37 protein-coding genes and 7 pseudogenes are annotated in these 26,437 nt (G+C 67.2%); 14 read left to right on the top strand and 30 right to left on the bottom strand.

The window, feature by feature from the left end:
- Positions 1-61 precede the first annotated feature (61 nt).
- The 6 genes from HII36_RS21965 to HII36_RS21940 form a co-directional block, all read right to left on the bottom strand.
- Complete coding sequence (locus HII36_RS21965; RefSeq protein WP_173525116.1) at positions 62-676, bottom strand: ParB N-terminal domain-containing protein; 615 nt, start codon at positions 674-676, stop codon at positions 62-64.
- Positions 677-1,922: 1,246 nt separating this feature from the next.
- Positions 1,923-2,348, bottom strand: a complete 426-nt coding sequence (locus HII36_RS21960) for a hypothetical protein (RefSeq protein ID WP_173525115.1) — start codon at positions 2,346-2,348, stop codon at positions 1,923-1,925.
- A gap of 5 nt (positions 2,349-2,353) precedes the next feature.
- Complete coding sequence (locus tag HII36_RS21955; RefSeq protein WP_173525114.1) at positions 2,354-2,560, bottom strand: hypothetical protein; 207 nt, start codon at positions 2,558-2,560, stop codon at positions 2,354-2,356.
- The gene (locus HII36_RS21950; RefSeq protein ID WP_173525113.1) at positions 2,557-2,946 is read right to left on the bottom strand and encodes a hypothetical protein; all 390 of its coding nucleotides are present in this window, start codon (positions 2,944-2,946) and stop codon (positions 2,557-2,559) included. The genes HII36_RS21955 and HII36_RS21950 overlap by 4 nt, the downstream gene beginning before the upstream one ends.
- Positions 2,943-3,221 carry a hypothetical protein gene (locus tag HII36_RS21945; protein WP_173525112.1) on the bottom strand — a complete coding sequence of 93 codons (279 nt, stop codon included), beginning with the start codon at positions 3,219-3,221 and terminating at the stop codon, positions 2,943-2,945. The genes HII36_RS21950 and HII36_RS21945 overlap by 4 nt, the downstream gene beginning before the upstream one ends.
- Entirely contained in the window at positions 3,221-3,376 is a 156-nt protein-coding gene (locus tag HII36_RS21940) for a hypothetical protein (protein ID WP_173525111.1), read from the bottom strand. Before HII36_RS21940 ends, HII36_RS21945 begins: the two co-directional genes overlap by 1 nt.
- 642 nt (positions 3,377-4,018) lie before the next feature.
- Here HII36_RS21940 and HII36_RS57985 point away from each other — a divergent pair.
- From HII36_RS57985 to HII36_RS21910, 7 genes are all read left to right on the top strand, one after another.
- Positions 4,019-4,717, top strand: coding sequence for a tyrosine-type recombinase/integrase (locus HII36_RS57985; RefSeq protein ID WP_268959581.1), 699 nt, complete (start codon positions 4,019-4,021; stop codon positions 4,715-4,717).
- Between the two features lie 68 nt (positions 4,718-4,785).
- Positions 4,786-5,226: a hypothetical protein gene (locus tag HII36_RS21930; protein WP_173525109.1), complete on the top strand. Its 441-nt coding sequence runs from the start codon at positions 4,786-4,788 to the stop codon at positions 5,224-5,226.
- A gap of 154 nt (positions 5,227-5,380) precedes the next feature.
- Positions 5,381-5,698 carry a hypothetical protein gene (locus tag HII36_RS21925; RefSeq protein ID WP_173525108.1) on the top strand — a complete coding sequence of 106 codons (318 nt, stop codon included), beginning with the start codon at positions 5,381-5,383 and terminating at the stop codon, positions 5,696-5,698.
- A complete protein-coding gene (locus HII36_RS21920) occupies positions 5,691-6,053 on the top strand; it encodes a hypothetical protein (RefSeq protein ID WP_173525107.1) in 363 nt (120 codons plus the stop codon). Before HII36_RS21925 ends, HII36_RS21920 begins: the two co-directional genes overlap by 8 nt.
- A 98-nt stretch (positions 6,054-6,151) precedes the next feature.
- Positions 6,152-6,502 carry a hypothetical protein gene (locus tag HII36_RS21915; RefSeq protein WP_173525106.1) on the top strand — a complete coding sequence of 117 codons (351 nt, stop codon included), beginning with the start codon at positions 6,152-6,154 and terminating at the stop codon, positions 6,500-6,502.
- 260 nt (positions 6,503-6,762) lie between these two features.
- A complete protein-coding gene (locus HII36_RS57980) occupies positions 6,763-6,888 on the top strand; it encodes a hypothetical protein (protein WP_268959580.1) in 126 nt (41 codons plus the stop codon).
- Positions 6,889-7,227: 339 nt separating this feature from the next.
- Complete coding sequence (locus tag HII36_RS21910; protein ID WP_173525105.1) at positions 7,228-7,662, top strand: BP74-related protein; 435 nt, start codon at positions 7,228-7,230, stop codon at positions 7,660-7,662.
- Positions 7,663-7,957: 295 nt separating this feature from the next.
- Here the strand turns inward: HII36_RS21910 and HII36_RS21905 are convergent, their stop codons facing one another.
- The 6 genes and pseudogenes from HII36_RS21905 to HII36_RS21885 all read right to left on the bottom strand — a co-directional run bounded on the left by HII36_RS21905 (position 7,958) and on the right by HII36_RS21885 (position 11,024).
- Complete coding sequence (locus HII36_RS21905) at positions 7,958-8,128, bottom strand: hypothetical protein (protein ID WP_173525104.1); 171 nt, start codon at positions 8,126-8,128, stop codon at positions 7,958-7,960.
- Positions 8,129-8,204: 76 nt separating this feature from the next.
- Positions 8,205-8,351: pseudogene (locus tag HII36_RS58730) on the bottom strand (helix-turn-helix domain-containing protein); the annotation flags it as partial.
- 13 nt (positions 8,352-8,364) lie between these two features.
- Positions 8,365-8,580: pseudogene (locus HII36_RS59230) on the bottom strand (DUF2829 domain-containing protein).
- Between the two features lie 10 nt (positions 8,581-8,590).
- The gene (locus tag HII36_RS21895; protein WP_173525103.1) at positions 8,591-8,836 is read right to left on the bottom strand and encodes a MerR family transcriptional regulator; all 246 of its coding nucleotides are present in this window, start codon (positions 8,834-8,836) and stop codon (positions 8,591-8,593) included.
- A 584-nt stretch (positions 8,837-9,420) separates the two neighbouring features.
- Positions 9,421-9,840: a peptidase inhibitor family I36 protein gene (locus tag HII36_RS21890; protein ID WP_173525102.1), complete on the bottom strand. Its 420-nt coding sequence runs from the start codon at positions 9,838-9,840 to the stop codon at positions 9,421-9,423.
- Between the two features lie 125 nt (positions 9,841-9,965).
- Entirely contained in the window at positions 9,966-11,024 is a 1,059-nt protein-coding gene (locus HII36_RS21885) for an ArsR/SmtB family transcription factor (protein ID WP_173525101.1), read from the bottom strand.
- Positions 11,025-11,384: 360 nt separating this feature from the next.
- Here HII36_RS21885 and HII36_RS56750 point away from each other — a divergent pair.
- The 5 genes and pseudogenes from HII36_RS56750 to HII36_RS21865 form a co-directional block, all read left to right on the top strand.
- A pseudogene (locus HII36_RS56750) lies at positions 11,385-12,263 on the top strand (IS256 family transposase); the annotation flags it as partial.
- A gap of 15 nt (positions 12,264-12,278) precedes the next feature.
- Positions 12,279-13,487 carry an IS110 family RNA-guided transposase gene (locus HII36_RS56745; RefSeq protein WP_328807820.1) on the top strand — a complete coding sequence of 403 codons (1,209 nt, stop codon included), beginning with the start codon at positions 12,279-12,281 and terminating at the stop codon, positions 13,485-13,487.
- A gap of 42 nt (positions 13,488-13,529) precedes the next feature.
- Entirely contained in the window at positions 13,530-13,829 is a 300-nt protein-coding gene (locus HII36_RS21875; protein WP_173525099.1) for a transposase, read from the top strand.
- Complete coding sequence (locus tag HII36_RS21870; protein ID WP_173525098.1) at positions 13,826-14,698, top strand: IS3 family transposase; 873 nt, start codon at positions 13,826-13,828, stop codon at positions 14,696-14,698. The genes HII36_RS21875 and HII36_RS21870 overlap by 4 nt, the downstream gene beginning before the upstream one ends.
- Before the next feature lie 172 nt (positions 14,699-14,870).
- Positions 14,871-15,104, top strand: a pseudogene (locus tag HII36_RS21865) (transposase); the annotation flags it as partial.
- A 487-nt stretch (positions 15,105-15,591) separates the two neighbouring features.
- Here HII36_RS21865 and HII36_RS59480 read toward each other — a convergent pair.
- From HII36_RS59480 to HII36_RS21850, 3 genes and pseudogenes are all read right to left on the bottom strand, one after another.
- Positions 15,592-16,132, bottom strand: a pseudogene (locus tag HII36_RS59480) (IS701 family transposase); the annotation flags it as partial.
- Between the two features lie 124 nt (positions 16,133-16,256).
- Positions 16,257-17,038, bottom strand: a pseudogene (locus tag HII36_RS21855) (transposase family protein).
- 40 nt (positions 17,039-17,078) lie between these two features.
- A complete protein-coding gene (locus HII36_RS21850; protein ID WP_173525097.1) occupies positions 17,079-17,531 on the bottom strand; it encodes a GntR family transcriptional regulator in 453 nt (150 codons plus the stop codon).
- A gap of 250 nt (positions 17,532-17,781) precedes the next feature.
- Here HII36_RS21850 and HII36_RS21845 point away from each other — a divergent pair, with 250 nt between their 5' ends.
- A complete protein-coding gene (locus HII36_RS21845; protein ID WP_173525096.1) occupies positions 17,782-18,276 on the top strand; it encodes a hypothetical protein in 495 nt (164 codons plus the stop codon).
- Positions 18,277-18,684: 408 nt separating this feature from the next.
- Positions 18,685-19,780, top strand: a pseudogene (locus HII36_RS21840) (IS630 family transposase).
- Between the two features lie 79 nt (positions 19,781-19,859).
- Here the strand turns inward: HII36_RS21840 and HII36_RS21835 are convergent.
- The 15 genes from HII36_RS21835 to HII36_RS21765 form a co-directional block, all read right to left on the bottom strand.
- Entirely contained in the window at positions 19,860-20,225 is a 366-nt protein-coding gene (locus HII36_RS21835; RefSeq protein WP_173525095.1) for a hypothetical protein, read from the bottom strand.
- Positions 20,226-20,257: 32 nt separating this feature from the next.
- Positions 20,258-20,656, bottom strand: a complete 399-nt coding sequence (locus tag HII36_RS21830) for a hypothetical protein (protein ID WP_173525094.1) — start codon at positions 20,654-20,656, stop codon at positions 20,258-20,260.
- Positions 20,653-21,012, bottom strand: coding sequence for a hypothetical protein (locus HII36_RS21825; protein WP_173525093.1), 360 nt, complete (start codon positions 21,010-21,012; stop codon positions 20,653-20,655). The genes HII36_RS21830 and HII36_RS21825 overlap by 4 nt, the downstream gene beginning before the upstream one ends.
- A complete protein-coding gene (locus HII36_RS21820; RefSeq protein WP_456238019.1) occupies positions 21,009-21,326 on the bottom strand; it encodes a deazapurine DNA modification protein DpdA family protein in 318 nt (105 codons plus the stop codon). The genes HII36_RS21825 and HII36_RS21820 overlap by 4 nt, the downstream gene beginning before the upstream one ends.
- A 93-nt stretch (positions 21,327-21,419) precedes the next feature.
- Positions 21,420-21,881 (bottom strand): DUF5131 family protein, encoded by a 462-nt coding sequence (locus tag HII36_RS55760; RefSeq protein ID WP_217369801.1) that lies wholly within the window; start codon positions 21,879-21,881, stop codon positions 21,420-21,422.
- A gap of 38 nt (positions 21,882-21,919) precedes the next feature.
- Positions 21,920-22,147: a hypothetical protein gene (locus tag HII36_RS21810; RefSeq protein WP_173525091.1), complete on the bottom strand. Its 228-nt coding sequence runs from the start codon at positions 22,145-22,147 to the stop codon at positions 21,920-21,922.
- Entirely contained in the window at positions 22,122-22,667 is a 546-nt protein-coding gene (locus tag HII36_RS21805; RefSeq protein ID WP_173525090.1) for a hypothetical protein, read from the bottom strand. Before HII36_RS21805 ends, HII36_RS21810 begins: the two co-directional genes overlap by 26 nt.
- Positions 22,664-22,921: a hypothetical protein gene (locus tag HII36_RS21800; RefSeq protein WP_173525089.1), complete on the bottom strand. Its 258-nt coding sequence runs from the start codon at positions 22,919-22,921 to the stop codon at positions 22,664-22,666. Before HII36_RS21800 ends, HII36_RS21805 begins: the two co-directional genes overlap by 4 nt.
- 493 nt (positions 22,922-23,414) lie before the next feature.
- On the bottom strand, positions 23,415-23,663 hold the full coding sequence (locus HII36_RS21795) for a hypothetical protein (protein ID WP_173525088.1): 249 nt from the start codon (positions 23,661-23,663) through the stop codon (positions 23,415-23,417).
- Positions 23,664-23,761: 98 nt separating this feature from the next.
- Positions 23,762-24,106, bottom strand: a complete 345-nt coding sequence (locus tag HII36_RS21790) for a hypothetical protein (RefSeq protein ID WP_173525087.1) — start codon at positions 24,104-24,106, stop codon at positions 23,762-23,764.
- Between the two features lie 9 nt (positions 24,107-24,115).
- Positions 24,116-24,334: a hypothetical protein gene (locus HII36_RS21785; RefSeq protein ID WP_217369800.1), complete on the bottom strand. Its 219-nt coding sequence runs from the start codon at positions 24,332-24,334 to the stop codon at positions 24,116-24,118.
- The gene (locus HII36_RS21780) at positions 24,286-24,693 is read right to left on the bottom strand and encodes a hypothetical protein (RefSeq protein WP_173525085.1); all 408 of its coding nucleotides are present in this window, start codon (positions 24,691-24,693) and stop codon (positions 24,286-24,288) included. The genes HII36_RS21785 and HII36_RS21780 overlap by 49 nt, the downstream gene beginning before the upstream one ends.
- Positions 24,690-25,028 carry a hypothetical protein gene (locus tag HII36_RS21775; RefSeq protein WP_173525084.1) on the bottom strand — a complete coding sequence of 113 codons (339 nt, stop codon included), beginning with the start codon at positions 25,026-25,028 and terminating at the stop codon, positions 24,690-24,692. The genes HII36_RS21780 and HII36_RS21775 overlap by 4 nt, the downstream gene beginning before the upstream one ends.
- Positions 25,007-25,306: a hypothetical protein gene (locus HII36_RS21770; RefSeq protein ID WP_173525083.1), complete on the bottom strand. Its 300-nt coding sequence runs from the start codon at positions 25,304-25,306 to the stop codon at positions 25,007-25,009. The genes HII36_RS21775 and HII36_RS21770 overlap by 22 nt, the downstream gene beginning before the upstream one ends.
- A 21-nt stretch (positions 25,307-25,327) precedes the next feature.
- Positions 25,328-26,254 carry a hypothetical protein gene (locus HII36_RS21765; RefSeq protein WP_173525082.1) on the bottom strand — a complete coding sequence of 309 codons (927 nt, stop codon included), beginning with the start codon at positions 26,252-26,254 and terminating at the stop codon, positions 25,328-25,330.
- Between the last annotated feature and the right edge of the window lie 183 nt (positions 26,255-26,437).

Raw genomic sequence — 26,437 nt, 5'->3', positions numbered from 1 at the left:
CTCTGTTGCCAGAGATCTGGGTGATGGTAGGCCGCCACCTGCGCCTTAGCATGTCACGGTTCTACATGAAGGCTCGGACGGAGCGGCCTTCGGCGGCCAGCCGCTCCAGAAGTTCGACCTGCTCCTCTTCGGTGGCGCAGGTGATGATGACGCCCCATACGTCCGGCGGCTCAACGCGCTCGACGGGGCCAGACGACGGCACCGGCGGAGGCGGCGCCTCGCCCAGGTCGGCGGGCACCAGGGCCTCGATGTCCGTGGGGTCGTAGCCGGTCGCGGCCAGCAGCTCCTCGTCGGCCTGGTAGATGTCGGTCAGCATGTCGGCGAGGGCGCCGCGGTCCCACCCGCCGCGCTCCGACGTCGAGTTGTTGGCCACGAGGTAGCCTTCCGCGTCCAGGTCGCTGCGGGAGGACCAGCCGCGCAGGATCGGCACCATCCACACGCCGTCGTCGTCGACGTGCACGCCCTCCGGCGGTGACTTGCCCTCCGCGACCATCTCCTCCAGCACGAGCAGCCGCCCGTGCCCGGTGACCAGGCGGTCAGTGCGGTCGTCGAGCTCGCTGGCGAGGGTGCAGCCCCACTTCTGGATCGACTTGCGGATGGTGGGGAGGTCGTGGTCCTTCGGGTTCCGGACCGCGCGGGCGATCTCGGGGAGGGGCATGTACTCGATTCGGCGCATAGCGGTCCTCGCTAGAGTGACGGATCGTAGGCAGAAAGCCGCCGACCCATACGACGACGCGTTCCCGGTGGGCCAGGCGGACGGGGTAGACGCCGCAGACGCCCCGCGTCACGCCTGATGGTGTGGCGTCGCCCGGACTGCTCCTGAACGGTGCCTTGCATGAATGGGCGCGAGCGAGCACTATCGGGCCGTGCTGGCGAATTTGCTGCCGGGTATCCGCGAGATACGCGCGCCGCTTGCCGCGGGCTACCTGTGGCTGGTCGTACTGTGGCTGCTTTGGGCGCGCGACCTCCCCGATGCAAGCCATGCGACAGACATTCTCGCTGATGTTTACCGTCTTGGAGCGGCTGCTGGACTCACTGCTATTGGGGTCGCTGCTTCCTTCACAGCTTACATGATTGGTGTACTTTCTGTGGCGGTGTCGGGATGGGTTATGCGTGCGCTCACATGGCCTCCGATCATATTGCGTCCTCAATCCTCGAGTGTACTTCGATTAATATTGGTAGACTATGAAATTATAGCAATTGATAGACTGCATGGGGCGTCAAGGCACCGGGCTAGTATGCGCGGCATTTGGTGGAGCACTGCGGTACCTAGGACTCGCGATGTAAACATGAGGACCCCATCTTATCGACAGGCGATGTCTCGACGGATTCTTCGCTTCTTGAGATTACTCATTTCGCGTTCAATTACTCATAGGCTAGACGTGTGGCTCAGCACCATCTCGCCCGCAGGCGCAGGTAGAAAGCGCACAAAACCAGATCCGCTGATTCGCGAGGCACAAGAGGTGTTAGAGCGAGAAGTTTCGCTCACCCCTACGCGTCTTTTAGGAGCAGAGCCCGATCTGTACAATTCCTACGATCGAATGCGAGCCGAAGCGGACTTCCGTAGCGGGGTGTCGGCCCCCCTTGCGGCGGTGGCGCTAAGTATCGGAGGAATTGCAACACCTTTGGTTTGCGTCGCAGTTGGGGTTGCAGCCTTACTGCTCCTGCTTTCCGGCGTACGTCGACTAGATGAAGCGGATCAAATTCTCTTGCAGGCTTTACGCGGAGGTCGACTCGATAACGCTGCACGCGAACAATTAGAGCGCATCGGTACGCTCGCGAAAGCTGGAGAGGTGAGCCCGCGTATCAGCGAGACTCCAGATAGGGAGTTTCCTAGTCATTGAGCAACGACATCCGCAATCCGCGCCCACTTACGGTCTTGGCGGAGTGGCTGAAGGCGCTCACCCCGCTGTCGCCGCCGCTCACCGGCTACCACCCCGCAACAACAGGTCGTACACCACGGCGAACAGCGTGCGCCCGCCATCATCGCCGGTCTCCTGCACAACGGTGAAAGCGTCGGCCATGACGTGGGCCAGCGTCTCGATGTCAATGTCCTGGTGCTTCGCCACGATGCTCCCGGCGATGATGTGGCCGGCCTGAAGCGTCACGTTGTCGAGCTGGTGCGCGAACACTTTGAGCGCATCGCACGATGCTTGGTTGAGGGCGGTCATCGGGCCTCGCCGCCCGTCGCTTCCGCCACGCCATCGAGGTTCGCGGCTTTCCATCACCGCTCGCGCGATCTCACCCTCAGTGAGCCCGGTCGCGAGCATCAACTTGGAGACCAGGATGTGCGTGCCCGCCCGGACGAACGCGAGCTGTTCACCACGTGACCGCTCGGTCAGTTCCATCCCGCTCATGGGGCCTCGGCCCCCTCGTCCTCGTCGTCCTCGCCGCCCAGAGCGAGCCGGCCGCCGGAGTCCACTTCTACCCGGCCTGCCAGCATCGCCAGCACCTCGACTGGGGCCATCCCCAGGTCATGGGCGGCGCGCTCCAGGTTTTCGAGCTGGTCCGGTGTGAGCGGCAGGTTCTCGTTGAGGAAGACGTGCCTTTGTGCGGTCATCGGCTCTCACCGCGCTGGACCGTCCACGGCGCGAAGTGCTCGTCCCGCTTGAGGCCGCACCAGCGGCACAGTCGCCGGTCGTGCTCGGCCCGTAGAGGAGTGCCGTCCGCGCACGCGGTGCGCGATACCACGTGGGCGTGCAGGGCAGCGTACGTGGTGGCGACGAGATCACGGTCGATCGCGGCCTCGATGGCAATCCGCTGGCCTGCGAGTTGCGTGCGGTCCTTGTCGAGGACGACCAGGACCACGCCGCAGGCGTCTTGGGCGCGGAGACGCAGGGGTGAGTCCCATGCCCAAGCGGTAACGTCGATCTCGGGGAACCGCTGGGTCACGATGCCGGGAACTGGCCACTGGGTGACCGCGACAGGCTGATCAGCGTTGCTCATCGGACCTGGCACCCCTCAGCGCGCAGCGCCACCCGGAGCTCATCTATGAACTCCCAGTCGGCGTGCTCGACAACGACACCCTCGTCGTTCTCCGAGAGGGAGAGGGTGGTGGGTGTGTGGCCGAAGATGGTCCGGAGGATGTCTTCGGTCTCATGGAGATTGACGCGCAGGATGATGAAGCCATCGAGCAGTGGCCCAGCGTCTAACCCGGCGCGTCGCCGTGCGGTGCCGATGGCGGCGACCCATTCCGCCGCGTTGGTGAGGTCGTCGCCCATCAGGCGTCACCGCCTCGCCGATCGATGGCGAACGCGGCGGAGGCGAAGTACGGCGCCCCGTCCGGCCCGTACTGGTCGTTCCTGTTCTCGAAGTGCGCCAGGCGGACACCCGCCTTGATACAGGCGTCGTTGATCCACACGTACGCGGTGTCCACCGCCTTGCGGGGGGTCGTCGTGAGGCTCGGTGACTATTTCGCCGACCTTGGGGCCGCCCGGTTGGTCAACGAGCACCGACAACCTCCACTGGCCCCCGAACCGTCCACCCGAGACACGCAGCAGGGCGACGTCGTCGGCGGTGAAGATCTCGGGCGGGAAGGTGAGGGGTTTGCACGTCATAGGCGAGAGGCATGATCATCTTTTTTCGCGAGGAGACTGATTTACTCGCGAGCATGGCTCTCGATGGCGAAACCGCCAACGAAAACGCCAAAGTTCAGATACTTGTGAATATCTGAACCGCGCACCTGGTGGCGGTTCTGATATTCCGAGTCCCCGAGGTCAACAGGACGCCGAAATGACTTCTGATATTACGGACCAAGATCACGAGGTGGCCGAGATCCCCAACCGGCGACGCCCAGGAGCGACATCCACGCCCCATCCCCGACCGGTACGCCGACGTCTACGCCACCTACGAGACCGCCGTCACCGACCCCCTCCTCCGGCTCGACGACGACACCCGCCGCGCCTACCTCTCCCGCGTCCGCCAATACCTCGCCTGGTTCGACGCCACTGCACACGACGGCGATCCGCTCAACGACCCGGCCGCCCGCGACTGGACCGCTCGCGACTACCGCGCCCACATGCTGACAGTCCTCAAGCGCAAGCCGACCACCGTCAACGCGCACCTGACCGCCATCGACGACTTCAACCGCCGCATCGGTCCTCGGCCCCGCCGCCGCCAAACGCATCGGCCTGCCCAACCTCGCCCCCCGCGCCCTCGATCAGCGCGCCCAGGTCCGATTCCTGCGCGAAGCCGAACTAGCCAGTCCCCGCGACCGCGCGATGGGGTATACCGCCTTCTACGCGGGAACCCGCATCCACGAACTCGTCGCACTCGACACCGACGACCTACGCATCAGCGCCCGCAAGGCGTGCTCATCGTCTGCATGGGCAAGAGCGGCAAGTACCGCGAGGTCAACCTGCACACCCGGCTCCGCGCCGAGCTGGAGACCTGGATCCAGGCACGGGCCAAGTTGCCCGGCGCCGACAAATCCAAGGCGCTGTTCCTCAACGCCAGCGGTGGCCGGCTGTCCGCCCGGTCAGCCACCGACGTGCTGAACCGCATCGCCGAACGGGCCGGGATCGAAGTCGGCCGCGACGAGGACTCCACCAGCCATGTCCTACGGCACACCCTCGGCACCACGCTCGCCCGGAAGGGCCACGATGTGGTGATGATCGCCGAAATTCTGGGCCACTCACTGGAGACCGCCCGCCGCTACACCCTACCCACGGAGGCCGACCGGCAGACTGCCATCGACTCCCTCACCGTGGATGAATGACTAGGAGGCTATGTCGCGATTGTGTCACTCATCCCATGGCCCTCACACCAATGCACGATCATTAGCTCATGAACGAATGGCCGTGGCTGGAAGTGGCCAGCTGGATCGCCGGTCTGATCAGCCTGCCCGTCGCGCTCATCTTATTCCAGCTGGGTGCAAGGGACTCCAAGAAGCGTCTCGCCCAGGCGGCGGAAGATGCCGGGCAAGCTCTTGAGGACCGGATCAAGCGCGCCAGCGAGTCTCTGATCGAGACCACCAAGCTAATGACCGACCTGCAGCAGGAATTCGCCACTCAACAGGCCGCGCTCAAGCAGATCAAGGAGGAAGCCGAAGAACAGAAGCTCCTCCGAGACATAGATCCCGAGACGGCCGAGAGAATGCGTCGCATCAGCGTAGGCGAGACGAAAGCCACCATCCGATCCGAACGTCGCACTCAATGGCTCTTCTTAGGGTTGGGCATACTGATGTCCATCCCGATCGGCGTGGCGATCAATATCTTCGTGCCGTAGGGGTGAATTCGGGCAGGCTCTCAACGTGATGTAGGTCCCGGCTTTACGGTGGCGTCCGCATTCCTCGCGAAAGGAAACGCCATCATGACCCTCAGCACCGGCGCATTCATCGACGCCGCGATCTACGTCGGCCCCGGACGGCACGTACTTCGACGTGCTAGGCACCCTCCCCGACGCTCCACCCGGCAGCGTGATAGTCAACGTGTCCGGCCTGCTGTTCGGACTGGAAACGGGCGACCTCGACCTGCTCCTCGGCATGCTCGGCCCGAACGCCACGCACGGCTGCGTCCAGCTCCGCATCCTCGGCCACGACAGCGGCGGCCACCTCGACATGACCGCCTCCTCCGACCCAGACGGGCTCACCCTGGCGGCGGCGTTCCCGGACTGCGAGGCCAACTCCACCGTGCCCCTCCCCCACGACCAGTCCGACGCCGTGCGCGCGGCCATCGAGGAGGCGGGCCGCAGTGAGTAATGCCCGTTCCCCCGTCTACACCACACCGGACGGTGGCTCCTGCGACGTGCTCGGCGCGCTCCCCGACGCGCCCGGCGGCGTCATCGTCAGCGTCTGCGACCTGGAGCTCGGGCTGAACGCTGACGTCCTCGCGGTCCTGCTGGGCATGCTCGGCCCGGACTTCGGCGAAGGCGTTCGCTGTTTCACCCTCGGCCACCCGGCCGGCGTCGTGCGCCTGGTCGCCGCCTCCTATCCGGACCGGCTGACCCTGACGGTGTCGGTCCCGGTCTACCCAGACGTCTCCTCGCTCTCCATCCCGCACGACCACGCCGCCGCAGTGCGGGCGGCGGTCGAGGAGGTCGCCGGCGGTGAATGAGCCGATTCTGGCCTTGTGCCACTGCGGCGCGCTGTACGCCCAGCACAGCTGGGAACAGATGGTCGCCTGCGCCGCGAACGACCCGGAGGCGGTACACGATGAGTGACATCTTCCCCAACCGCAGCGCCTACGACGAACCCGGCTCAATCGTGATGGACGCGGCCGAGCTGGCCATGCGGTTCGCATCCGGGGGCCGATTCCGGCTGGTCGCCATGCTCGACGTGCTGCCGTCCGAGCCGCCGCGAGTGGCCGAGGGGCTGTGGCCGCGCATCCTGTTCGCCGAAGAGGCAGGCGACGGCCGCACGCCGCCGATCCTGATCGGAACTGAGGCGCTTCCGGACGAATCGCACGAGGCGTGCCCGGACGACCGGGTCGTCGTCATCCCGATCCCGCCCGAGCAGGCCGCCCGGGACCTTGAGTTGACAGCGAGGAGGTTGCTCGATGCCTAGCTTCGTGTGCGTCACCTACGCGCTGGAACGAGCCGCCGATATCATCCTGGGCGACCACGGTCTCGACCCCGAGCAGGCGCTTACCCGCGCCATCTGGGGTGACCAGCCCACGCACTGTAAACGACTGCGACCAGCAGGCGAGGTATCAGATCGCCGCACGGGTGGTGGAGCTGCACTCCTCCGACATCACCTTCGCCGACCCGGCGAGCGTGCCCCTGGCGCACATTCCTGTAGGCAGCGCCCGCGGTGCCGCTCGTGAGATGGCTCGTCTGTTCCGGCAGGTGGAGGACTGGCCGGCCCCGGACGTCGAGGGCGGCGATCTTGACGGGGTGGCGCAGCTCATGTGGGGCCAGGCTCACAGCGTCGAGCTGGCGAGGTGCCCGTGACCGCTCCCACGCACGTCCGCTGGATCAGCTCTGGAGCCCGCTGCGTTGTCGGCGGGCTCCGTGCTGTTTGGCCCGCCGCTGTCGGGTGACATCCGATCTGGCCATTGATCATGGCCTGACCTCGTGCCGACCAGTTCACCCGTCACGGATTGCGAGGCGGTTATGCCATCCAAGTGGCCATTTTCCGGTCGTGGCCACCATCGTGGCCATTTCGGGTGCCGCTTTGGGTAGCCACAGTTCAGCGGCGAACCATCACCAGTATATTAACCTTGCGTGATGAAACAACTACACTCAGCGAGTGACAGTTGCAGATCGCAACCCACATCACCGGAGATGCCCATGACACGCATCCTCACCAAGATCACCGCCGCACTCGCCGCAGTCATGATGCTCACCCTCACCCCGGGAGTCCCCGCCCACGCGGCCGGAGCAGCCTACTTCCGCATGACCGACACCGACGGCCGATCCCGATTCATCATCAAGCTAACCGACGAGGCCAAGATCGCACACGCCCGCAGAATTCTGAGCGGTGAGGAAAGGGATCGCATCCACGTCCACGGCCGGATCATCAAGCGGCCCGTCCCCTATAACCCCGGATGGAGCTACCACCTCAACCCCGACACGATCGGCTTCTTCGAGGTGGCGATCGAAGTCTGCGACTCCAGCATGCAGTACCTGGAGGACCACCTGGACGAGGCCGGCGGAGCCTTCCTACCCGGAGGCCACTGGTGCCCGTGGAGCTCCCGCCTAGTGGATGAGGTCCGCCCCTCATAATCCCCGAGCACGAAACGTCGCGGCACCCAGGAGTGCGACTCCCTGGGGTGCCGCTGCGGGTGGACACTCAATCCGGACCACCACGACTCTCCGGCCACTTCTGCTGACGCTGGCCAACTCTTTGTCCACTTCGGTTGGCACGCGGCCAGATGCCATGTCACCCGACAGCCGCCCCCGTTTGTGCGGGTAGCAGCCCACAGGGGCGGCGGGGTTCTTCCCACCAGGCAATGAAAGGGGAATGCGCCGACCATACATGATCTTGGCATGTCTGGCTGTCCGCCCTCGGGAGGACTGATCAGTCCGGCGGGAAGCGCATGATCGCGCCGGTCGTGAGGGCCAGATGCAGCCGCGTCCACGCGTCCGCAAGAGCCACGCAGTTCCCCACGTACACAGGGTCGCCGACGTGCTCGGCGGCCTGCTCCAGCGTCTCCGCCGCCTTGGCGGCGGCGTGCTCGGCGGCCGTCACTGCTCGGCCCCGGCCGCCACGGTCTGACGGGGGCGCTGGTCGCCGCCGCGGTGCCGCACCTCCACCCGGCCTCCTCCAGCAATGTGTGCACAAACCCATACGAGCGGCCGATCGCCAGAGCCAGCCCGCGCACGGACTCGCCGATGCGGTAGCGGTCGGCCAGCTGCTGGGCGAGCTGGTGGCGTTCGGCGCCGACGATGCGGACGCGAGGCTTGATCTGCACGAGAGGGGCCTTTCTACGCCAGGTGCCAGTCGTTGGCGAGCAGGTCGAACCGGGACGCGACCCACGGGACCAGGTCACCGTCCACGGTGGACATGTAGATCTAGGGACGGCTCATCTTGAAGTGCTCGTCCGGGACCTGGAGGGCGAGCCACATGCCGCGGCCGTTCCAGCCGTCGCGGGTGATTCTCTGGCCTTCGCGGAGGTGTGCGAGAGCGCGGCCGAAGTTCATAGGGTTCCTCTCATACTGATGCGGTTCGGCGGGCGGTGCGGAGCTCGTCGCGCTCCTCGGGGGTGGCCGGGATCTCGTGCCCGTCCCAGATGCACCACTCGATGACCGCCAGGTCGGCGTAGTCGTAGACAACCTCCCGCCCGGCGCGACCGAAGGTGCGGACCTTGTAGCGCTGCGCCCATTTGCGGATCGTGGCGGGTTCCCGGCCGAGGCGTTCGCCGGCCTGCCGAGCGGTCACGGGGGCGTGCGGGGTCACGATCACCCCGCTTTCGCCTGCTCTGTCCGGAATGATCGACGCGCTGAGATGGCCGTAGACGCGCAAACACGCCACACCGAATGGGGAAGGGTGGGGGCGGCACACGCACCGGCAGAAACGCGTCCAGTCCCGCGTCCCGCTCAGGCCCAGCTCATGGGGGTGGCGCGGGCATGGGGGTGCCGCCCGCACGAAGTGCGACAGAGAAGATCGCGAGGGCGCAAGTGTTGGCGGAACCGCCAACTGGCCCTCCTGATGAGGGAGACAAGCGACTCTCCTCGCGAAAGGCAGAACATCACGTCCGCACGTAACGACCATGCCACCGAGGTGAACGCGGAGGACGAGACCCTCGCCCCCAACACCGGCGACGAGACGGACACCCCCGACCCGGCCGACGACCTCGGAGCAGGATCGAGGACGAGGTCGAGTAGACCCGAACCCCCTGGGGGAGAGAGGCCCGTCGCGAGCTCACCGCGGCGGGCCTCTCTTAATTTCCGGGGTCAGGCGAGGATGTGCTCGGCGACCTCTCGCCAGCGCGGCTCCACCCGTTCACGTTCGAATTCAGAACGGCTGGCTACGGGCCGAGGTCACGGGGTGATGCAGACGCGGTCGGTGTTGTTGTTCGTGGAACCGGGGAGATTGCCCCGGGTACCGGGCTGGAATGAGGCGATGGTCTCCCAGGTGTCACCCACCTTGGCGTACAGGTGAACATAGGCGTTGACATGGCCACGGTTCCACACCGAGCTGATGGTGTTTGCGGTGAAGGCCGGAGGCACATGGCAACCACCAGTTGGAGCTATCCATCTGCTGCCCGTTCCGTCGTACCCGTCGTAGTAGCACGAGTAGTTGACAGGGCAAGCCCCTACCCATGCTGACGCCTGCGCTGGCGCACTGGCGAGGAGTGAGGTGGCGGCGACGAGCAGGCTCACGACGATCGACGAGTATCGGCGCATGTGCGTGTGACCTTTCCTGTCTGCCAGAGGGATACGAATGATCCTCTTGACCATGCGCTCCTCCGTCCGTTCGGGTGATGATGAGTGATGACGAACACAGCATCATGGGGAGGACGGGGACCGGCAACGCTTTCGACCTCGGTCGAAAGGCCCTGGTCACGGCCGGTGAAGGCGGCGTTCTACCGTCCCGTTGTCTGCTCGTCCGGCGATCCGCCGACCCATTTCGACGAGGCCAAGCTGGCCAGGTCGTGACCGCTGAGAAGGGCGAAGCCGAGCGGCGTCGCGGTGTGCCAGACGGAGCCGCCTTGCCTGCGTGTGGTGATCAGACCGGTGTGCCTCAGGATGCTCGCATGATGGCTCGCGGTCGCTGCGGAAACGCCCAGCCGGACGGCCAGTTGCGTCGTGGTGCATCCGCTGGCAAGGAATTCCAGGGCCGCGGCCCTGGTGTCTCCGAGCAGCGCAGCCAGGGACCGGCCGGCGCCGCCCTCAGAAGGCTCAAGACTTGGTCGCCGCCAAATTGCGAGAGCCTGACCGGGATCACGGAGGGCGGGGTAGAACAGGACCGGCGACGCGTCGCGATCAAATGCATTGAAACTGGGGACAGGCACGAGGCAGAAGATCGACGGCGCGAGCACGAGTCCCCGCCCGTTCAAGTGGACGTCCGTCGTTGGGTGCGGGTAGGGGCTGACGCTGAGCACCATCGAATCCCACCCGATGGTTGGATGAAGGGACGCGAGCAGGTGCTCCACGCCGTGCAGCAACATCTCTTCTCCCCGGGCCGCGAACTCCGCACCAGTGCGAGCACGCATGGCCGTACGGTAGGGGGCAACGGTCGCCGCATGAGCATCGTGAACCGCGGCGGCGAAGTTCCGCCGTAAGTCGGGATCACTCGCCAAGTTCCTGGTCCAGGACGGCAACGGGACGTCGGCGTCGAACCCTTCGAGTTCTTCCCGCAGGTGCTCGGTGCGCGCAGACTGGAGCCGTTCCAATCCCTCCTCGGGGGTCGGTGCATCACCCACGACGGTGAAAACGTCGAGGGGGTAGGTGAGTGCAGTCAACGCAGCAAGCAGGCGGACCGACTTGTTGATCTTTACATTACGTGTCCAGGGGGCGAACAGTCCCTTGGCTGTTCCGGCTCGTAGCACGGTGAGGCTGAACCAGGACTCCATGAGCGGCCCGATATCCGAGAGAAATCGTACCCGGATGAGATCGGCAGAGGTGAAGTGAATGCGCAGCATGGCTGCTCCCCGTGGGTGTGTGGCCCCCATTGTCGGTCAGCGTAGTGACACCTAGCCGTGGCGGCCATGGGCCATGTCGGCGTCCAGGCGACAACATGGCCGGCGAAACCGAAGTGCGGGTTGGTGATGGCGGGTCCGCAACCAGGCGAGCTTGTCCACCGCGGGTAAACGTTCGTTCTTCGGCAGGTCGGGCAAGGCGACTCGGAACCGAGAGCGACGGCGGTCCGCGCCCGCCGCTGCGGTTGCGTCCACAGGAGTGGTGTACGAGTTTGACCTGGTCAACAGGCGTGGCGTCATGAAATGGTGACGGCCATCGCGTGATCCTTCGAAAGCGCAAACCAAGATCGAAGGAGGCACGTGATGGCCGCGGACAACAGTGTGACGCCCGAACAGTGGCTGGCGAAGCAGATCGAGACCGGTGACCCCGAGTTGTTGCGATCCATGGTGAGGACCATGGCCGAAGTGTTGATGTCGGCCGAGGCCGACGGCCTGTGCGGGGCCGGCTACGGCGAGCGTAGCGAGGAGCGGACCAACTCCCGTAACGGCTACCGCACCCGCGAGTGGGACACCCGCGCGGGATCGATCGAACTGGCCATCCCGAAGCTGTGCTCCGGCCCCTACTTCCCCGACTGGCTGCTGGAGCGCCGGCGGCGGGCCGAGCAGGCGCTGATCAGCGTCGTAGCCACCAGCTACCTGCTCGGTGTCTCGACCCGGCGGGTGGACAAGCTGATCGAGCAGCTCGGTATCAAGCGCATCTCCAAAAGCCAGGTATCGGAGATGACCAAGACACTGGACGTCCAGGTCGAAGCGTTCCGCACCCGCGCGCTCGATGCCGGCCCGTACACCTTCGTCTGGCTGGACGCCCTCACCCAGAAGGCGCGCGAGGGCGGCTGCATCGTCAACGTGCACGTGCTGGTGGCCACCGGGGTGAACGCCGACGGCCGCCGCGAGATCCTCGGTCTGGACGTCACCTCGGCCGAGGACGGCGCGGGCCGGCTGGCGTTCCTGCGCAACCTTCTCACCTGCGTGAACACGTCCGCCCCACCGTTCGTGGCCACACTGGTGCGCACCATCTTCGACCAGTCCGACGCCGCTTCGGTGCGCGCCCAGCACGCCTGGGTGGTGCAAACCTTGGAGGCCAAGCACCCGCCCGCCGGCGAGCATCTGGATCTCGCCCGCGAGGATCTGATCGCCTTCGCCGCCTTCCCTCGCGAGATCTGGCCGCAGACCTGGTCCAACTGTGAGGATCTTCTCGTGCCGCCCGGACGAGGTCCTGGCCCGTGGTCTAACTGGCCGTGCTGCCTTTGGGTTGATCTGCCGGTCATTGCTCCGGGCGGTGCTTGCTGGCGTCGGACCGGCAGACGTGTCCCGATTGGGGCCTTGCCGCTACAAGGCACCGTCACAGTTCTGACCGTCACGCCGGCCCAACGACGGCCATCGCCTCACCGGTCATTCAAGGAGCCAGATGACCACCGTCAGCATGCCCGAGCCCGACTCCAGCCGCCAGATCGAGGACATCGTTTAGGCGTCGATACGCATAAGGACGTCCACGTCGCCGCGGTGGTGACCTTGACAGGAGGCGTGGTCGCGCACGCCGCGTTCCCGACCACAGCGGCGGGCTACCAGCAACTCATCGCCTGGGCCCGCTCGTTCGGCGAGGTGCGACGCGTGGGGGTCGAAGGCACGGGCTCCTACGGGGCGGCACTGACCCGGCACCTGCAAGCTGAGAGGCTCACGGTCCTCGAGGTCAACCGGCCGAACAGGGCAGTGCGGCGCCGCCGCGGCAAGAGTGATGCGGTAGACGCCGAGAACGCAGCCCGGGCCGTCCTGGCCGGGGAGGCGAGTGCTCTTCCCAAGAGCGCTGACGGTCCGGTCGAGATGTTGAGGATGTTCAAAGTCACCAAGGACTCCGCCATCAAGGCGCGCACTCAGTCGATCAACCAGCTCAAAGCATTGCTGGTCTCTGCTGATCCCGCCTTGCGTGATCGTCTCGCAGGCCTGTCCGTCCCACGGCTGATCACCGCGTGCGCTGCATTGGATCCGGCGGCGGCCATTGATCTCACGCACGCCATGCTCTACACGCTCAAGCTCCTGGCCGAGCGGATCCGGTACCTGACCGGACAGATCAACGAGCTGTCCCAGCACATCACGACAGCCGTTGAGGCCGCAGCCCCTGCACGCCTTCAGCAGCCCGGCGTCGGCCCTGACAGTGCTGCTGTTCTCCTCATCGCTGCAGGTGACAATCCAGGCAGGCTCGCCAGCGAAGCGTCCTTCGCTGCTCTTTGCGGAGTGAGTCCGCTGGAATCGTCATCCGGAAAGTCCAGCCGGCGGCGGCTGAATCGTGGCGGTGACCGCCAAGCCAACGCGGCCCTCTACCGGATCACCCTCAGCCGCTTCGCTGGGACCCACGCGCTCAGGACTACCTTCGCAAACTGGGCTTGGTCCGCTTTGACGGACATCTGAGATCAGGGGTTCGTCCCCGGAAGGATGTCCATGATGGAGAGCATGGGGAAGAAGAAGCCGCGTCCTCGCCGCTCGTTCACGCCGGAGTTCAAGGCCGAGATCGTCGAGCTGTGCCGGCGGGGCGACCGATCGATCCGTGAGGTGGCCCAGGACTTCGACCTGACCGAGACCGCGGTGCGGCAGTGGGTGCGCCAGGCCGAGGTCGATGCCGGCCAGCGGGACGGGCTGACCAGCAGCGAGAGGGAGGAACTGGCGGCGCTTCGGCGGGAGAATCAGCGGCTTCGTCAGGACGTCGACATCCTCAAGCGGGCGACGGCTTTCTTCGCCAAGGAGACCCGGTGAGCGTGCACCCGTTCATCGAGGCGGAGAAGCAGGGCGGCCACAGCGTCAAGCGGGCGTGTGAGCTGCTGGGGGTCTCCCGTGCCGCCTTCTACGCGCGTCGCAGTGCGGTGCCCGGTCCGCGCGCGATGCGCGATGCCGAGCTGTCCGAGCGGATCGCCCTGGTGCACGCTGGCTCGCGGGGCAGCTACGGCGCGCCGCGGGTGCATGCCCAGCTGCGTCGGGAGGGCGAGCGGTGCGGCCGCCGGCGGGTGGCCCGGCTGATGCGCGTGCTGGGCCTGGCCGGACGGTATCGGCGACGCCGGCGCCAGAGCACGATTCCCGATCCGAACGCGGGTCGGTGCCCGGACCTGATCGAGCGCGACTTCACACCGGACGCGGCCGGTCTCGATAAGCGCTGGTGCGGTGACATCACCTACGTGCCGACCGAGGAGGGCTGGCTGTATCTGGCCACCGTCATCGACATCGCCTCCCGCCGGGTGGTCGGCTGGGCCACGGCTGATCATCTGCGTACCGGCCTGGTCGGCGAGGCCTTGCAGCAGGCCTGCACCCGCCGCCGGCCGGCCGGGCCGGTGATCTTCCACTCGGACAGGGGTTGCCAGTACACCAGTGCCGCCTACGCTCGGGTGGCCGTGCGGCTCGGGGTGCGGTTGTCGGTCGGGCGCACCGGCCAGTGCTGGGACAACGCGCTGGCCGAGTCGTTCTTCTCCACCGTCAAGGGCGAACTCCTCGATCAGCGGTCCTGGCCTACTCGCGCCGCTGCCCGCAGCGCGATCTTCGAGTTCATCGAGGGCTGGTACAACCTGCACCGCCTGCACAGCAGCCTGGGCTACCGTAGCCCTGCCGATTACGAGGCCGCCGCAGCGGCCTGACCACCACAATGACGGTGTCCGTCGAAGCGGAACAAGCTCAAACGCACCGGCGATGGAAAGACCCGTCGCGAGGTCATCCGCTGCCTGAAACGCTACATCGCGCGCGAAGTCCACCGTCTCATCATCAACTCCAGCGCGCCCAGGTCCGAGACTTGACATCCGTAGGGGCATCAATCCGCAGGAGCGGCTGAACAAGGAGATCCGCCGCCGCACCGACGTGGTCGGCATCTTTCCCCACCGGCTCTCGATCATCCGCCTGGTCGGCGCCGTGCTGGCCGAGCAGACCGATGAGCGGGTCGAGGCCCGCCGCTACATGGGCCTGGACGTCCTGGCCAAGGCCCGTGTCCAGGTGATCAGCGGCGACACACCCACCCAAAACACTCTCCCGCAGACACTTACCGCTTAACCTGCAGAAACAGGATCACGTGAAGATCGATTCATACACCACGTCCGTGCACGTGACCGGTCGCTGCGGCGGCTGGTGGGGTCGTTGGAGTCCGGGCCGTCACCATGGCCGATCCGGAGGTCAGCTGTAGATGTGCTCGGCGACCGTCGCCTGGAACGCCTGCTCGGCCTCCCCGCCACAGGTGAGCATCCCGTCGGCAGCGGGGCAACTCCGCCGCGGTAGGGGGCTCAGCAAATCCATCAGAGTGTATGCGGAACCGCCAACGAAACGATATTCTGGAGCCTGATCGAACACTCCTCGCGAAAGGAACCGACCCTGACGGACAGGATCAACAGCGATTGGGAGTCCTTCCCCACGGACGGGCACGATGCCGAGACCGGCACCGAGGTGACCGCCACGGACGTTCTCGAACTGGCCCAGTCCCCGCACTGCGCCGACCGGACACCAGAGCAGATCGCGCTCGAACTCTGCCGGAGCACGGGCAGAAGCGATGACGCTCCTCACCCGGGATGCCACACCGCACGCGCCGCGCCGCCGTCTGCGCGCGCAGGTCAGCCTCGACGCTGGGCCCGTCCCATGACGGCGGCACGAACAAGCCCCACTCCAACGGGCAGGAGGCGACATCGGTGACGGCGTGCACGCTGATGCCGACCTGGCAGTTGGCCACCTTGCCGAGCGTGCCGGAGTACTGCCGCGCCACACACGGCGAGCCCTTGCCGTCCTTGGGGAAGCCGGTGTCCGATCACCCACGCCACCGGCTGCACCACCTCCACCGCACGACGGGCCAGCGTGGCCCGCACCGCCCGCGGGTCCCAGGTCGACGACGTCACGAACTGCTGCAGCCCCTGATGATCCACCCCCAGACGGCAGGCCATCGGCTGCATCGATTTGCGCCGCCCGTCCAGCAGCAGGCCCCGCAGGTACGTCATGCCCTTGGCCCGCTGATCCGCGCGCGGCATGGGCGCGAACATCTCCGCGGCGAACGTCTCGAAACGCTGCCGCACCCTCGAAAGCTCGTCAGGGGTCACCCCAGCATGACACTATCCCTGAGCCTGAAAATCCCTCTCCCAAGAAGACCTAACAAAGTACTACTAAAAGTTGTTGCAGAAGTCCGCGTGTGAGCAGGTCAGTGTGGTTCTGTGGCAGCGGTGCTCATGTCACGAGGGCAAGGTTGTGCATGTGGGCGACGGCTTGAACGGCGTGGTGGAGACCGGGTCCTTTCTGTCGGCAATCACGAAGGATCTTGTAGTTCTTCATCCGGGCGAAGGCGTGCTCGACGCGGGCGCGGATGCGCCGATGTTCGGCGTTGTCTTCCTGCTGGCCCCGTAGCAGAGCTCGTCCCGGACGTCTTCGGTGCGGGACGAGCAGGCCTGTGTTGACATAGGCGCCGTCGGCCAGGACCGTGACATCTTCGCAGTACGCCGCCAGGCCGGAGTCCCGCCAGGCGTGGCGTCGGCCTTGTTGCCCGGGGCCGGTTGCCCCGTGGCCACCACCAGTTTGGTGTCGGCATCGATGATGACCTGCACGTTGGCGGAGAAGCGGTAGTTCTTGCTGGAAGCGCCGACCGTGCGATCCCGCACCGGGACCAGGGTGCCGTCCACGATCCACAGCCGTTCTGCGGCCTGGGCCGGGCGAGGTGCCGGCGCCAGGGCGAGCAGCGGACCCAGACGCTGGATGACCCGGCATACGGTGGCCGGGCAGACCCCGAACAGCGGCGCGAGCTGCCGCATTGTCAGGTTGGTGCGGTAGTAGACGGCCACCAGCAGCACCCGCTCCGCCAGTGCAAGACACCACGGACGCCCTCTGCCACGGCCCTTGCCGGGCCCTTCACCGCCTCGTTCCCTCACCACCTTCAGCAGCCGCTGAAACCGGTTCATCGGCAGCCCAGTGAACGTCTCCACCCACAACGGGTCAGCCCGTAACACCGCACACATACACGGATAATGCCCGTTCAACTACTTCCTGCAACAACTTTTAGTTCGGCGCCGGGCCGGCGAACCGGCCCCGGCCTGGGATGTGGTGGATGAGCCCGTCCTGCCGCAGTTTCCGCAGCGCGATCGTGATGGTGATGGCGGCCAGGCCGTAGCGGTCCATCAGTTCCTGCTCGGACGGCAGCGGGTCGCCGGGCCGCAGCCGGCCCGACTCCAGGTCCGCGCGCAGGTCCTCGACCAGCCGCCGCGACGGCGGCACCGGCGCGCTCGCCTTCCCCTGCTCGGTGACGTAGGTGCCCTTGGCCTGCACAGTGGTGACGCGGCCCTGCTCGCGCAGCAGGGCCATGGCCAGCCGCACCGTGGTGCGGCTGACGCCGTGGGCGGCGACAAGCTCGGCCTCGGTCGGCAGCCGATCGCCCGGCCGGAGACGGCCCGCGTCGATGTCGGCCGCGATGGCGGCGGCCACACGCGGGTACTGGGCGTCGGACCGGATCATGTGATCCACGGTACCCGGAGCGCGCACTTGTGCATACTTACGCGAAGGCCCCGGCGGACGCCGCGTGGCTGCCGCCGGGCCTTGGCTGCGTGGATTATGCAGATCACACGCAGGCATGAGGCACCTTATGTGTTCGTCGTCTGGTTGGCCAGACGATTCGGTGCTCCCGGCGAGGGTCACGGGCTTTGTCGTGCGACACGAGCACGACTACGGTAGTAATCACGCCCTACCCGACCGCCCAGGAGCGCCAGTGGTCCGCCGCCGAGAACCCACCGACCCACGCCAGGTCACCTTCCAATCACCTGACAACTCCGAACCGTTGGCAAAACCGCGAACACGCTCCACACCAACCCGGACCAAAAAGGCCCAGTGGACCCAGCTCATCAACACCGGGACCAGGCTGGACGCCCACACGAACGAACGCCTGGACAACGTCTGCGCCAGCACCGGCCTGGGCCTCCAACAAGTCTGGGAGACAGCGATCAACTACTACTGCGACCAATTTGATCCGCCCATCCCGAAGACGATGCCCGACCAGACCGACCTCGACATACCACGATTCACGCGCCGCGCCTCCGTTGACGAGGAAGAGGAAACACTCGTCACCGCACGGATCACGCCGAACACTCGGGCCCGGCTGGTCGAGGCGTGCCACCGCCAGCATGAGCCCGGCCGCGTGGTGATTCCCGCTGCACTGAACGCATGGTTCGATCACCTCGACAAGGGCGGCCGCCGCTCCTGGTGAGCAGGCCTTGAGTATTCGGAGCACCACATGAGGTGTGCTCGGTTTCAGATTGACTGTGAGGAGTGACTGTCTCTGGCGGCTGAGCTCTGCTGGAAAAATGGCAGGCGGCAGGCTCGAGCCGGTGGTGTTATCGGCGCCGTCCAGAGCGAGGCGACATCAGCTTACTGGACGCGATCAAACCTGCGTTGGAGGAGTGGATCAACATCTGGAACGAGGACGCCAAGCCCTTCAGATGAACCACAACCGCCGACCAGATCCTCGACCGCATCTGCGGCTACTGCGACCGGATCAGAACCCGGCTCACTAGTGAGCCGGTTATGAGTATGAGGGTCACCACATGAGGTGTCTTTCGTCCCTGATTCGTTGAGTCGTGGTGACGTTGACCGGCTGGTGAGGTCTGCTGGAGAAATGGCGGACAGCAGACTTCAACCGCTGGTGTTATCGCAGCGGGAGCGGCGGACGCTGGAGGGGTGGGCGCGGCGGCGCTCGACCGCGCAAGGGCTGGCGTTGCGGGCGCGGATCGTGCTGGCCTGTGCCGAGGGCGACGGCCGTGGCGGCAACGTGGCGGTGGCGGCCCGGCTGCGGCTGGATCGCAAGACGGTGGCCCGCTGGCGCAGCCGGTTCCTGGCCCGCCGGCTGGACGGACTGAGCGATGAGCCGCGGCCGGGCGTGCCGCGCACCATCACCGACGCCCAGGTGGAGGAGGTGGTGGTGCGCACGCTGGAGGAAGTGCCAGCCGATTGCACGCACTGGTCCAAGCGGGATCTGGCCCGCCGGGTGGGCATCTCGCCGAGCAGTGTGGGCAACATCCGGCGGGCATTCGGGTTGCAGCCCTGGCGCACCGAGGACTTCAAGATCTCCACCGACCCGCTGCTGATCGACAAGATCCGTGATGTGGTCGGGCTCTATCTGGCCCCGCCCGCTCACGCCGCGGTGTTCGCCGTCGATGAGAAGCCGCAGATCCAGGCGTTGCAGCGGAGCGCTCCGGTACTGCCCATGCTGCCCGGGGCGCCCGAGCGGCGCAGCTTCGACTACGTCCGGCACTGCACCGTGGATCTGTTCGCGGCGCTCAACACCGCCACCGGCAAGGTGATCGGCAAGCTGTCGGCCCGCCACCGCGCCATCGACTTCCGCGACTTCCTGGACGAGATCGACCGCCAGGTGGAGCCGGGCCTGGCGGTCCATCTCATCTGCGACAACCTGTCCACGCACAAGGCGCCGGTGGTGCACGCCTGGCTGCTGGCCCACCCGCGCTTCACGCTGCACTTCACCCCGACCTACTCCTCCTGGATCAATCAGGGTGGAACGCTGGTTCGCCGAGTTGGAGCGGCGCTGTCTGGGGCGCGGCAACTTCTGCTCCCTGGACGCGCTCAAGACCGCGCTGGAAGAGTGGATCAAGACCTGGAACGAGGACGCCAAGCCGTTCAGGTGGACCAAGACCGCCGACCAGATCCTCGATCGCATCTGCCGCTACTGCGACCGAATCTCAAACCCAGCTCACTAGCGCACGGTGGCCGGACGGGCGCGGCACGCGGTGCAGACCGGCGAGAACTTCGGGACCGAAGGTCGCAGCCGCTATCGGATCACCGGTAGCGGCGTGCCGAAGTCCCGGTCGTCACGAACCCCGGCACCGACTCGACCCATCCTTCCTGCTCCATCCGGGCCAGGACGCGTCGGAGTTTGGCCGTCGCCGGGAGGTCGGGCACGCGGCGCAGCTCGCCCTCCGTGAACAGCTTGTCCGGGTAGGTGCGCAGGTGGGTGAGCACGAGCGGCATCCGCTCCTCGTACGTGGTGTGCGATCGTGGGCGCGCCTCGATCGCGACAAGATGCCGGTAGACGCTCCGCTCGTTCATGCCGACCGTGACGGCGATCGTGCGGGTGGGATGGCGGGACGAGGCGAGTTCGGCGATGCGTGCCCGTCGTTCCTTGGTTCGCTCCCAGGCCGGCATCGCTACCCCCACCTCCTGGGCCTGTTCGATCGTCAGGGCGATGTCCGGATGAAGCTGCCACCAGAAACCGTCTGCTCCGGCGAGAAGAAGCCGTCGCTGCGAGGCTCGACCGTGCACGTCACCAACTCCTCCCGCTCCATGCGCCGAAGCGTCGAGCCCAGGGTCACGAAGCGGTCGCCCATCACCACCCGCGCCGGCTCGCACCTGGTGAACCGTGATCGCGGGTACCGGCGCAGATGCTCCAGGATCAGCGGCATCCACTCCTCGTAGTGGTCGGTCCTGCGGCACCGCCCTTCCAGATCCCGCAGGTACCGCTGAACGCTCCGCTCGCTCACGCCGCCCAGCCGCTCGGCAAGCGCCCGCGGTGAGCTGATCCCCTCCGATTGCATGATGGCGCTGCACTCGGCGATCCGGTCGGCCCTGGACGTCATCGGTCCGCTCCCTCCTGGGCGGCGCGGACCAGCGCTTCGGCCTCGGTGAGCCCGTCCACGTACATCAGCCTGTTGATCAGGTCGTCTCGGACCTCCTCCTCGCTGATCAGCCCGTCGGCGCGGGCCTGCGCCTCCTCCACCGTCAGGCCCTCGGCCTGCATGAGTGCGCCGATGAGGGCGTCCATGCCGTGGGCGGCGATCTCGACCGCCGCCGTGATGAAGCTCGGGACGCCGTCGTGCGTGGCGTCGGCCAGGTGGTCCAGGTCGCGGGCGACGCTGCGCGCCAGGTAGTGAAGGAAGTCGGTGGGCTCGATCGGCGTGTACTCCGCCGCGGTGGTGTCGTTGAGCTGGGTCATGATGATCTCCTGTCGTAGATGGGGATGCCCGGCCGGTGTCGAACCGGCGGGATCGGGGTGTCGGTGAAGCGAGGCAGGACCCGGCGGCCGGCGTAGAGGGCGGGCAGCTCCGTGGCCACCTCCGTGGGAGGCGCCGGGAGTCCGGCCAGCATCCGCTCCCGCCACGCCAGGGCGTAGACGGGGCAGCTCGAACACGACCGGCCGCCGCGCGGGTGCGTGTGCGGCGGCACATCGAAGTAGAAGTCGTCGGCGTTCTTGCGGGCGTTGGTGGACCATGCCACCGACTCTGTTCGTGCAGAAAGGCCGCGATACATTCCTCCCGGGGCAACCGGAGGGGACGACGTGACAGGTCAGGGCTGGGAGCTGAGGCAGGCAGACCGCCTGGTAGGGGCGCTCACCTTCAAGAGTCAGGACATGTTCTGGTCCGACTGCCGCTTTGACCAGGCCCGGTATGGGAAGAGATTCGCCCTCTCTTCACGGAATCGCGCGACGCGTGGCTTGGTGGGGATACCGACGCTGCTCTCGAAGCCGATGAGGCGATTAATGCGATCGGTCTTGTGCTCCTGCCGAACGATGGAGGCGTTCCCATCACGGACTTCCTGCTGCGGGTCGACGGCGAAGAAGCTCGCTTCCGTTGCTGATATCCGAGCCCTACGCGAGTACCCTCCCAACCAGACGGGGATAGCGAAGAGAAGCTTCAGGAAGAACGGCACGCCCGCCGCGGTGCACTGGTCGCGAAGGGAGCGCGGCCAGTCGGGATGCATCGGGCCCGCGCTCGGGCTGAACTCTCCGCCGACCACGAAGTTCCAGGTGGCGCCGCGTCGCCCGTCAGGGCTGCGGAGCCATTCGATGGCGCTGTGGTCGGCCATGGTTGATCTCCTTCGTGGTGGTGGGGTCGATGAACTGGTCAGGACAGGCCGAACCACGACGGGTGCGTGCCGAACAGGCGGCCCTCCACCTCGGCCGCCTCCGCACGACTGCGGTACACCGGGCGCGGACGCGGGTACTCGAAGACGTGATCGCCGCCGTGGTGAAGCGGCTGGTGGCAGGTGCCGGTGGTGTAGACGCCTCGGCCATGCGGGCATGGCCCGAACTCCCACATGCCGCCGCTACGGCAGGTGGGCGGTAAGGCCATCGCTGGCGACGATGATCCGCGTGAACGAGCCGAAATCGGCGGTGCGGCGGTGCGGCCACGGCCCGGACAGGTTCTCCTCGTGCTTCTCCGCGACGTTGCACGGCGTCATGCATGGGTGGCAGGACGGCACGGTCAGCCCGACCACTTCGCCGTCAGCCTTGACGCCCCAGGCGGGAGAGTCACCGGCCCACGCCAGATTGATGCCGCCGATGGTGACGGTGAGAATCGTCGCGGTCGTGAACCCCTCCTGGAGCGACGGCGCGTTGTGGTTGCGGGTGAACACGTGGGTGTCTGCCGAGTCCAGCCCCGCGACCGGGTCGCCGGTCGAACCGGCGATAGCGGCGCCGACCTGGGCGGCGACCTGCGCGCACTCGGCGGCGTCGCCGTCGTCTCCCGCGCCGTCCGCGATGGCACCGCGGGGCGCGGGCGCCGCGGCAGACGCTGATGTAGTCGGCCTGCATGTTCCGACCACCGATGACGGAGTCGTATTGGACGCGGGCCAGGCCAGGTACATCATCATTGGGGAATCTCCTCGTCGTTGCTGATGAACTTGGCGTACGCGGCCCGCGCCAAGGCCAGATCGCTCACGTCATCGCCTCGCACGCTGGCCGACACCTTCCGGCCGATCCGCTTGGAGCCGTCCTCGCACACGTGCCAGATCCACACGTGGGCCAGCCGCAACGGCTGGTCGTCCTCGGTGCGGAGGTAGGCGAACGGGTCGAGGGAGAACGCGAAGCCGGACACGTCCGGCAGCGTCATGAGGTTGTCGCTCACAGCGCCTCCTGCGCGGCGTACCACTCGGCGTAGGAGCTGGCGACGAACGTGCAGCCGCCGGTGCCCTCGGTGCAGCGCGACTGCCCCGGCCGGAGGCCGACCTGCTCCGGGTAGACGGGCGGTCCCGGTACATGACGCCGGAGCTGTGAGTGCAGATGCCGCGGGCGCGCAGGGCGGCGAGGCGGTCGCCCTCGCGTTCCATCGCGGCATGCTCCAGGTCGGCGTCCCAGCGCTGGGATTCGATCGCTTCCATGTCGGTGCCGTAGTCGTCGTACACGGGAGTCTCCCATCGCACGTGATCGAGTTCGGGGGTTGCGGTGCTGGCCGCGTGGTGCGTTATCGTAGGAGGTCCAGGGCGTAGCCGTGGAATCCCTACGTGGTGGTGGGGAAAGAACGTTTTAGCTGGTCACTGAGCCGGACCCATGTGGCGTGGGTCCGGCTTAACGCTTTTCCGAGCGGGACGCTTTCGTTGGCGATTTCGCCAACGAAAGCGTCAGTCGGCGTAGCAGCCGTACTGGCGGGCAAGCTGCGTGACGTGGTCGAGCATTGCCCCGACGTCGGCAGCTTGCACCTGGTCGTAGGCGAATCCGTCTCGGTCGGCGGGAATGTTGAGGTTCTCGTCGAGCCAGCCGCGCGCCAACTCGGTCACGTCGGCGGCAACCTGGGGCAGCAGGTCGAAGAAGTCGATGGTGGTGACCGCCGCCATGACGGAGGCGATGGCGACCGCTGCCGCGTCGAGCACGTGCTCAGGGCGGGCGCCGGCGGCCCGCGCGTCGGCGAGAACCTGCGAGGGGGCGATGGAGCCGATCTCGTCGGCGGGGATCGCGGTCAGGTGCTGAATCAGCCCGGCCGCGACGGCGGGGGCAGGTTGTCGAAGACGTCGGCAGCGGTGGCGGTGGTCAGGTTGAGCCCTTCGAGGCCGGGGTTGGCGGTGAGCCAGGCCCCGGCCCGGTCGATGACCTCCTCGAACGCGTCGACGACGATCTCGGAGACGGGGACTCCGTCCGGGTCCACCGTGGTCACCTCGTGGCCGGGGTAGGTGCGGACCTTCTTGTCGGCGACCGCGCTGATGTGCTTGCCGAGGCGGACGCTGACGGGGAGGGCGGTGTTCGGCTCGGCGGTGGCCTGCTCGTAGAGGGCACCGGACAGCAGCGTCTGCTCGATGGCGAACGTGGTGTGGTTCACCTGCTCCTGTCAGGTGGCGGCGGTCAGCAGGCGCAGGGCTTCGGCGCGGACGGCGTCGGTAGGGATGAGCGGGTGGTGGATGAGCGGCATTTCGAGTGTGAGGGCGTCGGCGACCTTCACGATCTGTTCAGCGGGAGTGTCCCCGGCGTGCTCGGCCAGTTCGCCGATGCGTGCGGGGGTCAGGGGAAAGGTGGGGTTGAAGCCTGCGGTGGCGACCACGACTGCCATGTCGATCTCGAGGTGTCGGGGTCGAGGGTGTTCGCGCGGAACTCGGCGGCGATCTCGGAGTGGAGGTCGTCGAAGGTGCCGCATCCGGCGGCGACCTGTGCGGCGGTGATGCCCCAGATGACAGCGTCGCGCTGGTGGTCTTCGCTGGCTCCGCGCCGTTCGGCGGCGTGGGGCAGGTCGCCGGGGGTGAGGGTGTTGATCTGGTCGGCGGGGATGGCGATGCTCGCCTGGTGGGCGGTGTTGGCTGCCAGTAGAGCGTTGCACGCAGCGATGGCGGCTGGGTCGTTGTGGTAGTCGCGGCCACCGCGCGGCACCCGGCCCTTACAACGTAGATCGATCTTGTCGCGCGACACGGTCACCGCCCCTCCCGCTCGGCATGCGCACGAGCCCTTGCCCGCGCCAACACCACCTCCCGAGCCAGCACCGCACGCGCCGCCTCGATCTCCTCCTCGGACGGGCCGGCCGCCTCGGGCTCCGTCGCCCACCGCACCCGGGCCAGCGCCTCCTCCGCCGCCCGATCGGCGCCCGCGCCTCGCCGGGGCTCCACCGGCCGCCGGTCGCGACGACGCCGAGCGGCCTCCAGCTCCTGCTCCCGCATCGCCCGCGCCGTCTCCGGCGAGCTCGCCGCCAGCCATGCACGGGCCAGGTCCGCCCACGCCTTCGCGTCCGCCATCACGACACCCTCCTCCCCCATGCGGCGATCAGCGTCTCGGTCTCCGCTTCCTGTTCCCGGCGGCGGCGCTCCATCTCCGCACGTACCCGCCGGTACTCCCCGGACGGCCCGGCCGCCGGCGGGGCGGGCGGCGTGAGCGCCACGTTCGCGAGCGGCGGCGCCGCGGGCACCGCCCGCTCGGTCGGCTCGGCGGCCCCGGCCTGGTGGGGCAAGTCCAGCCACCCGGCCGCCCCACGCATCCGCGCCCACTCCGTACGCCGGGCCTCCTGCTCCGTACGCCGCTCCGACCGCGACGCCACTGGCCGCTCCGAGCTGTCCAGTCACGCCGACAGCCGATGCCGCAGCCAGCCCGGCACATGCCGGATCTCCGCCGAACTCGACCACGTGTACGTCCACCGCGAGTCGTCCGCCCGCACGTCCAGCGCATGCACCACGTCGGCCGCCGTCCATCCGTCGTCGATGAAGACGCCCAGCAGCCAGCGGAGGTGCCAGGCCGTGACGCGCCGCAGCACCGGCACCTCCGCGCGCAGCCGCTCACACAGCGCGATCTTGTCGCGTTTTGTCCGTGCCGTCTGGTGCAGCTTCCACGTCGGCGAGATGCTGGAATGATCACGGAGGCGGCGAGAGGTCTCGCGCGCGTTCGTGGGATCACTTCTGTGTCTCTCAGGGAGAGACACAGAAGGGGGGTCACTTGTGCGTCCAGGCAGGTCAACCGGCCGACGTTCTTGATCGTTACGGTGGTGGAGGCGTTCGGCGCGCGTGCGGCGCGGCACGGCCAGCACCCAGACGGCGGCCCGGTTGCCGAGCCCGTCGTCGGCCAGGCCCGCCATGGTGCCCTTGCGGTAGCGGACGGCGCTCCCCTGCTCGACCGTGCCGAGCCAGCCCCGGTGCCGCAGCCAGCGGACCCACCGCTTCACGGTCGGCTGGGACAGGCCGGTGGCGTCCACGATCCGCGCGATGGTCGGCCGGGAGCACATGGTGTTCCAGTCCGCGCCCCAGACGATCAGGTTGGCGACCCGCAGCAGGTTGGCGTAGCCGCCCGCGCGGAGCTCCAGGACCTCCGGGTCCTCCTTGAGGGTGCGCAGCCACGCCTTCTGCGAGCCGGCCCGGCGCATGCCGCGCGGAACCGCTGCGGCGATGAGCGCACGCGACGGCGGGCCGGCGAGGTCGGGCAGATCGGAGACGCCGGTGAGGCGTCGAGCATCGCCCGGCCGGACGCAGCGGCGCACGCGGGCATCGGCTGACACACGATGGCACATGCCGAACGCGGGGGCGCTACCACAATGCCAGGTCAGACGCGGGGCCTGGCTGATGGACGGTGGCCCGCGTAGGAGGCGGCCCCGCGCTGCTTGACCTTGGACCTGTCTCTTATACCCATCTGACGCTGCCGACGATCGCATAAGTGTAAATCTCGGTGGCGCCCGTATCAT

The organism is Nonomuraea antri (assembly GCF_013283785.1).
GTDB lineage: Bacteria > Actinomycetota > Actinomycetes > Streptosporangiales > Streptosporangiaceae > Nonomuraea > Nonomuraea antri.
This window is presented reverse-complemented; position numbering and strand designations above follow the sequence as displayed.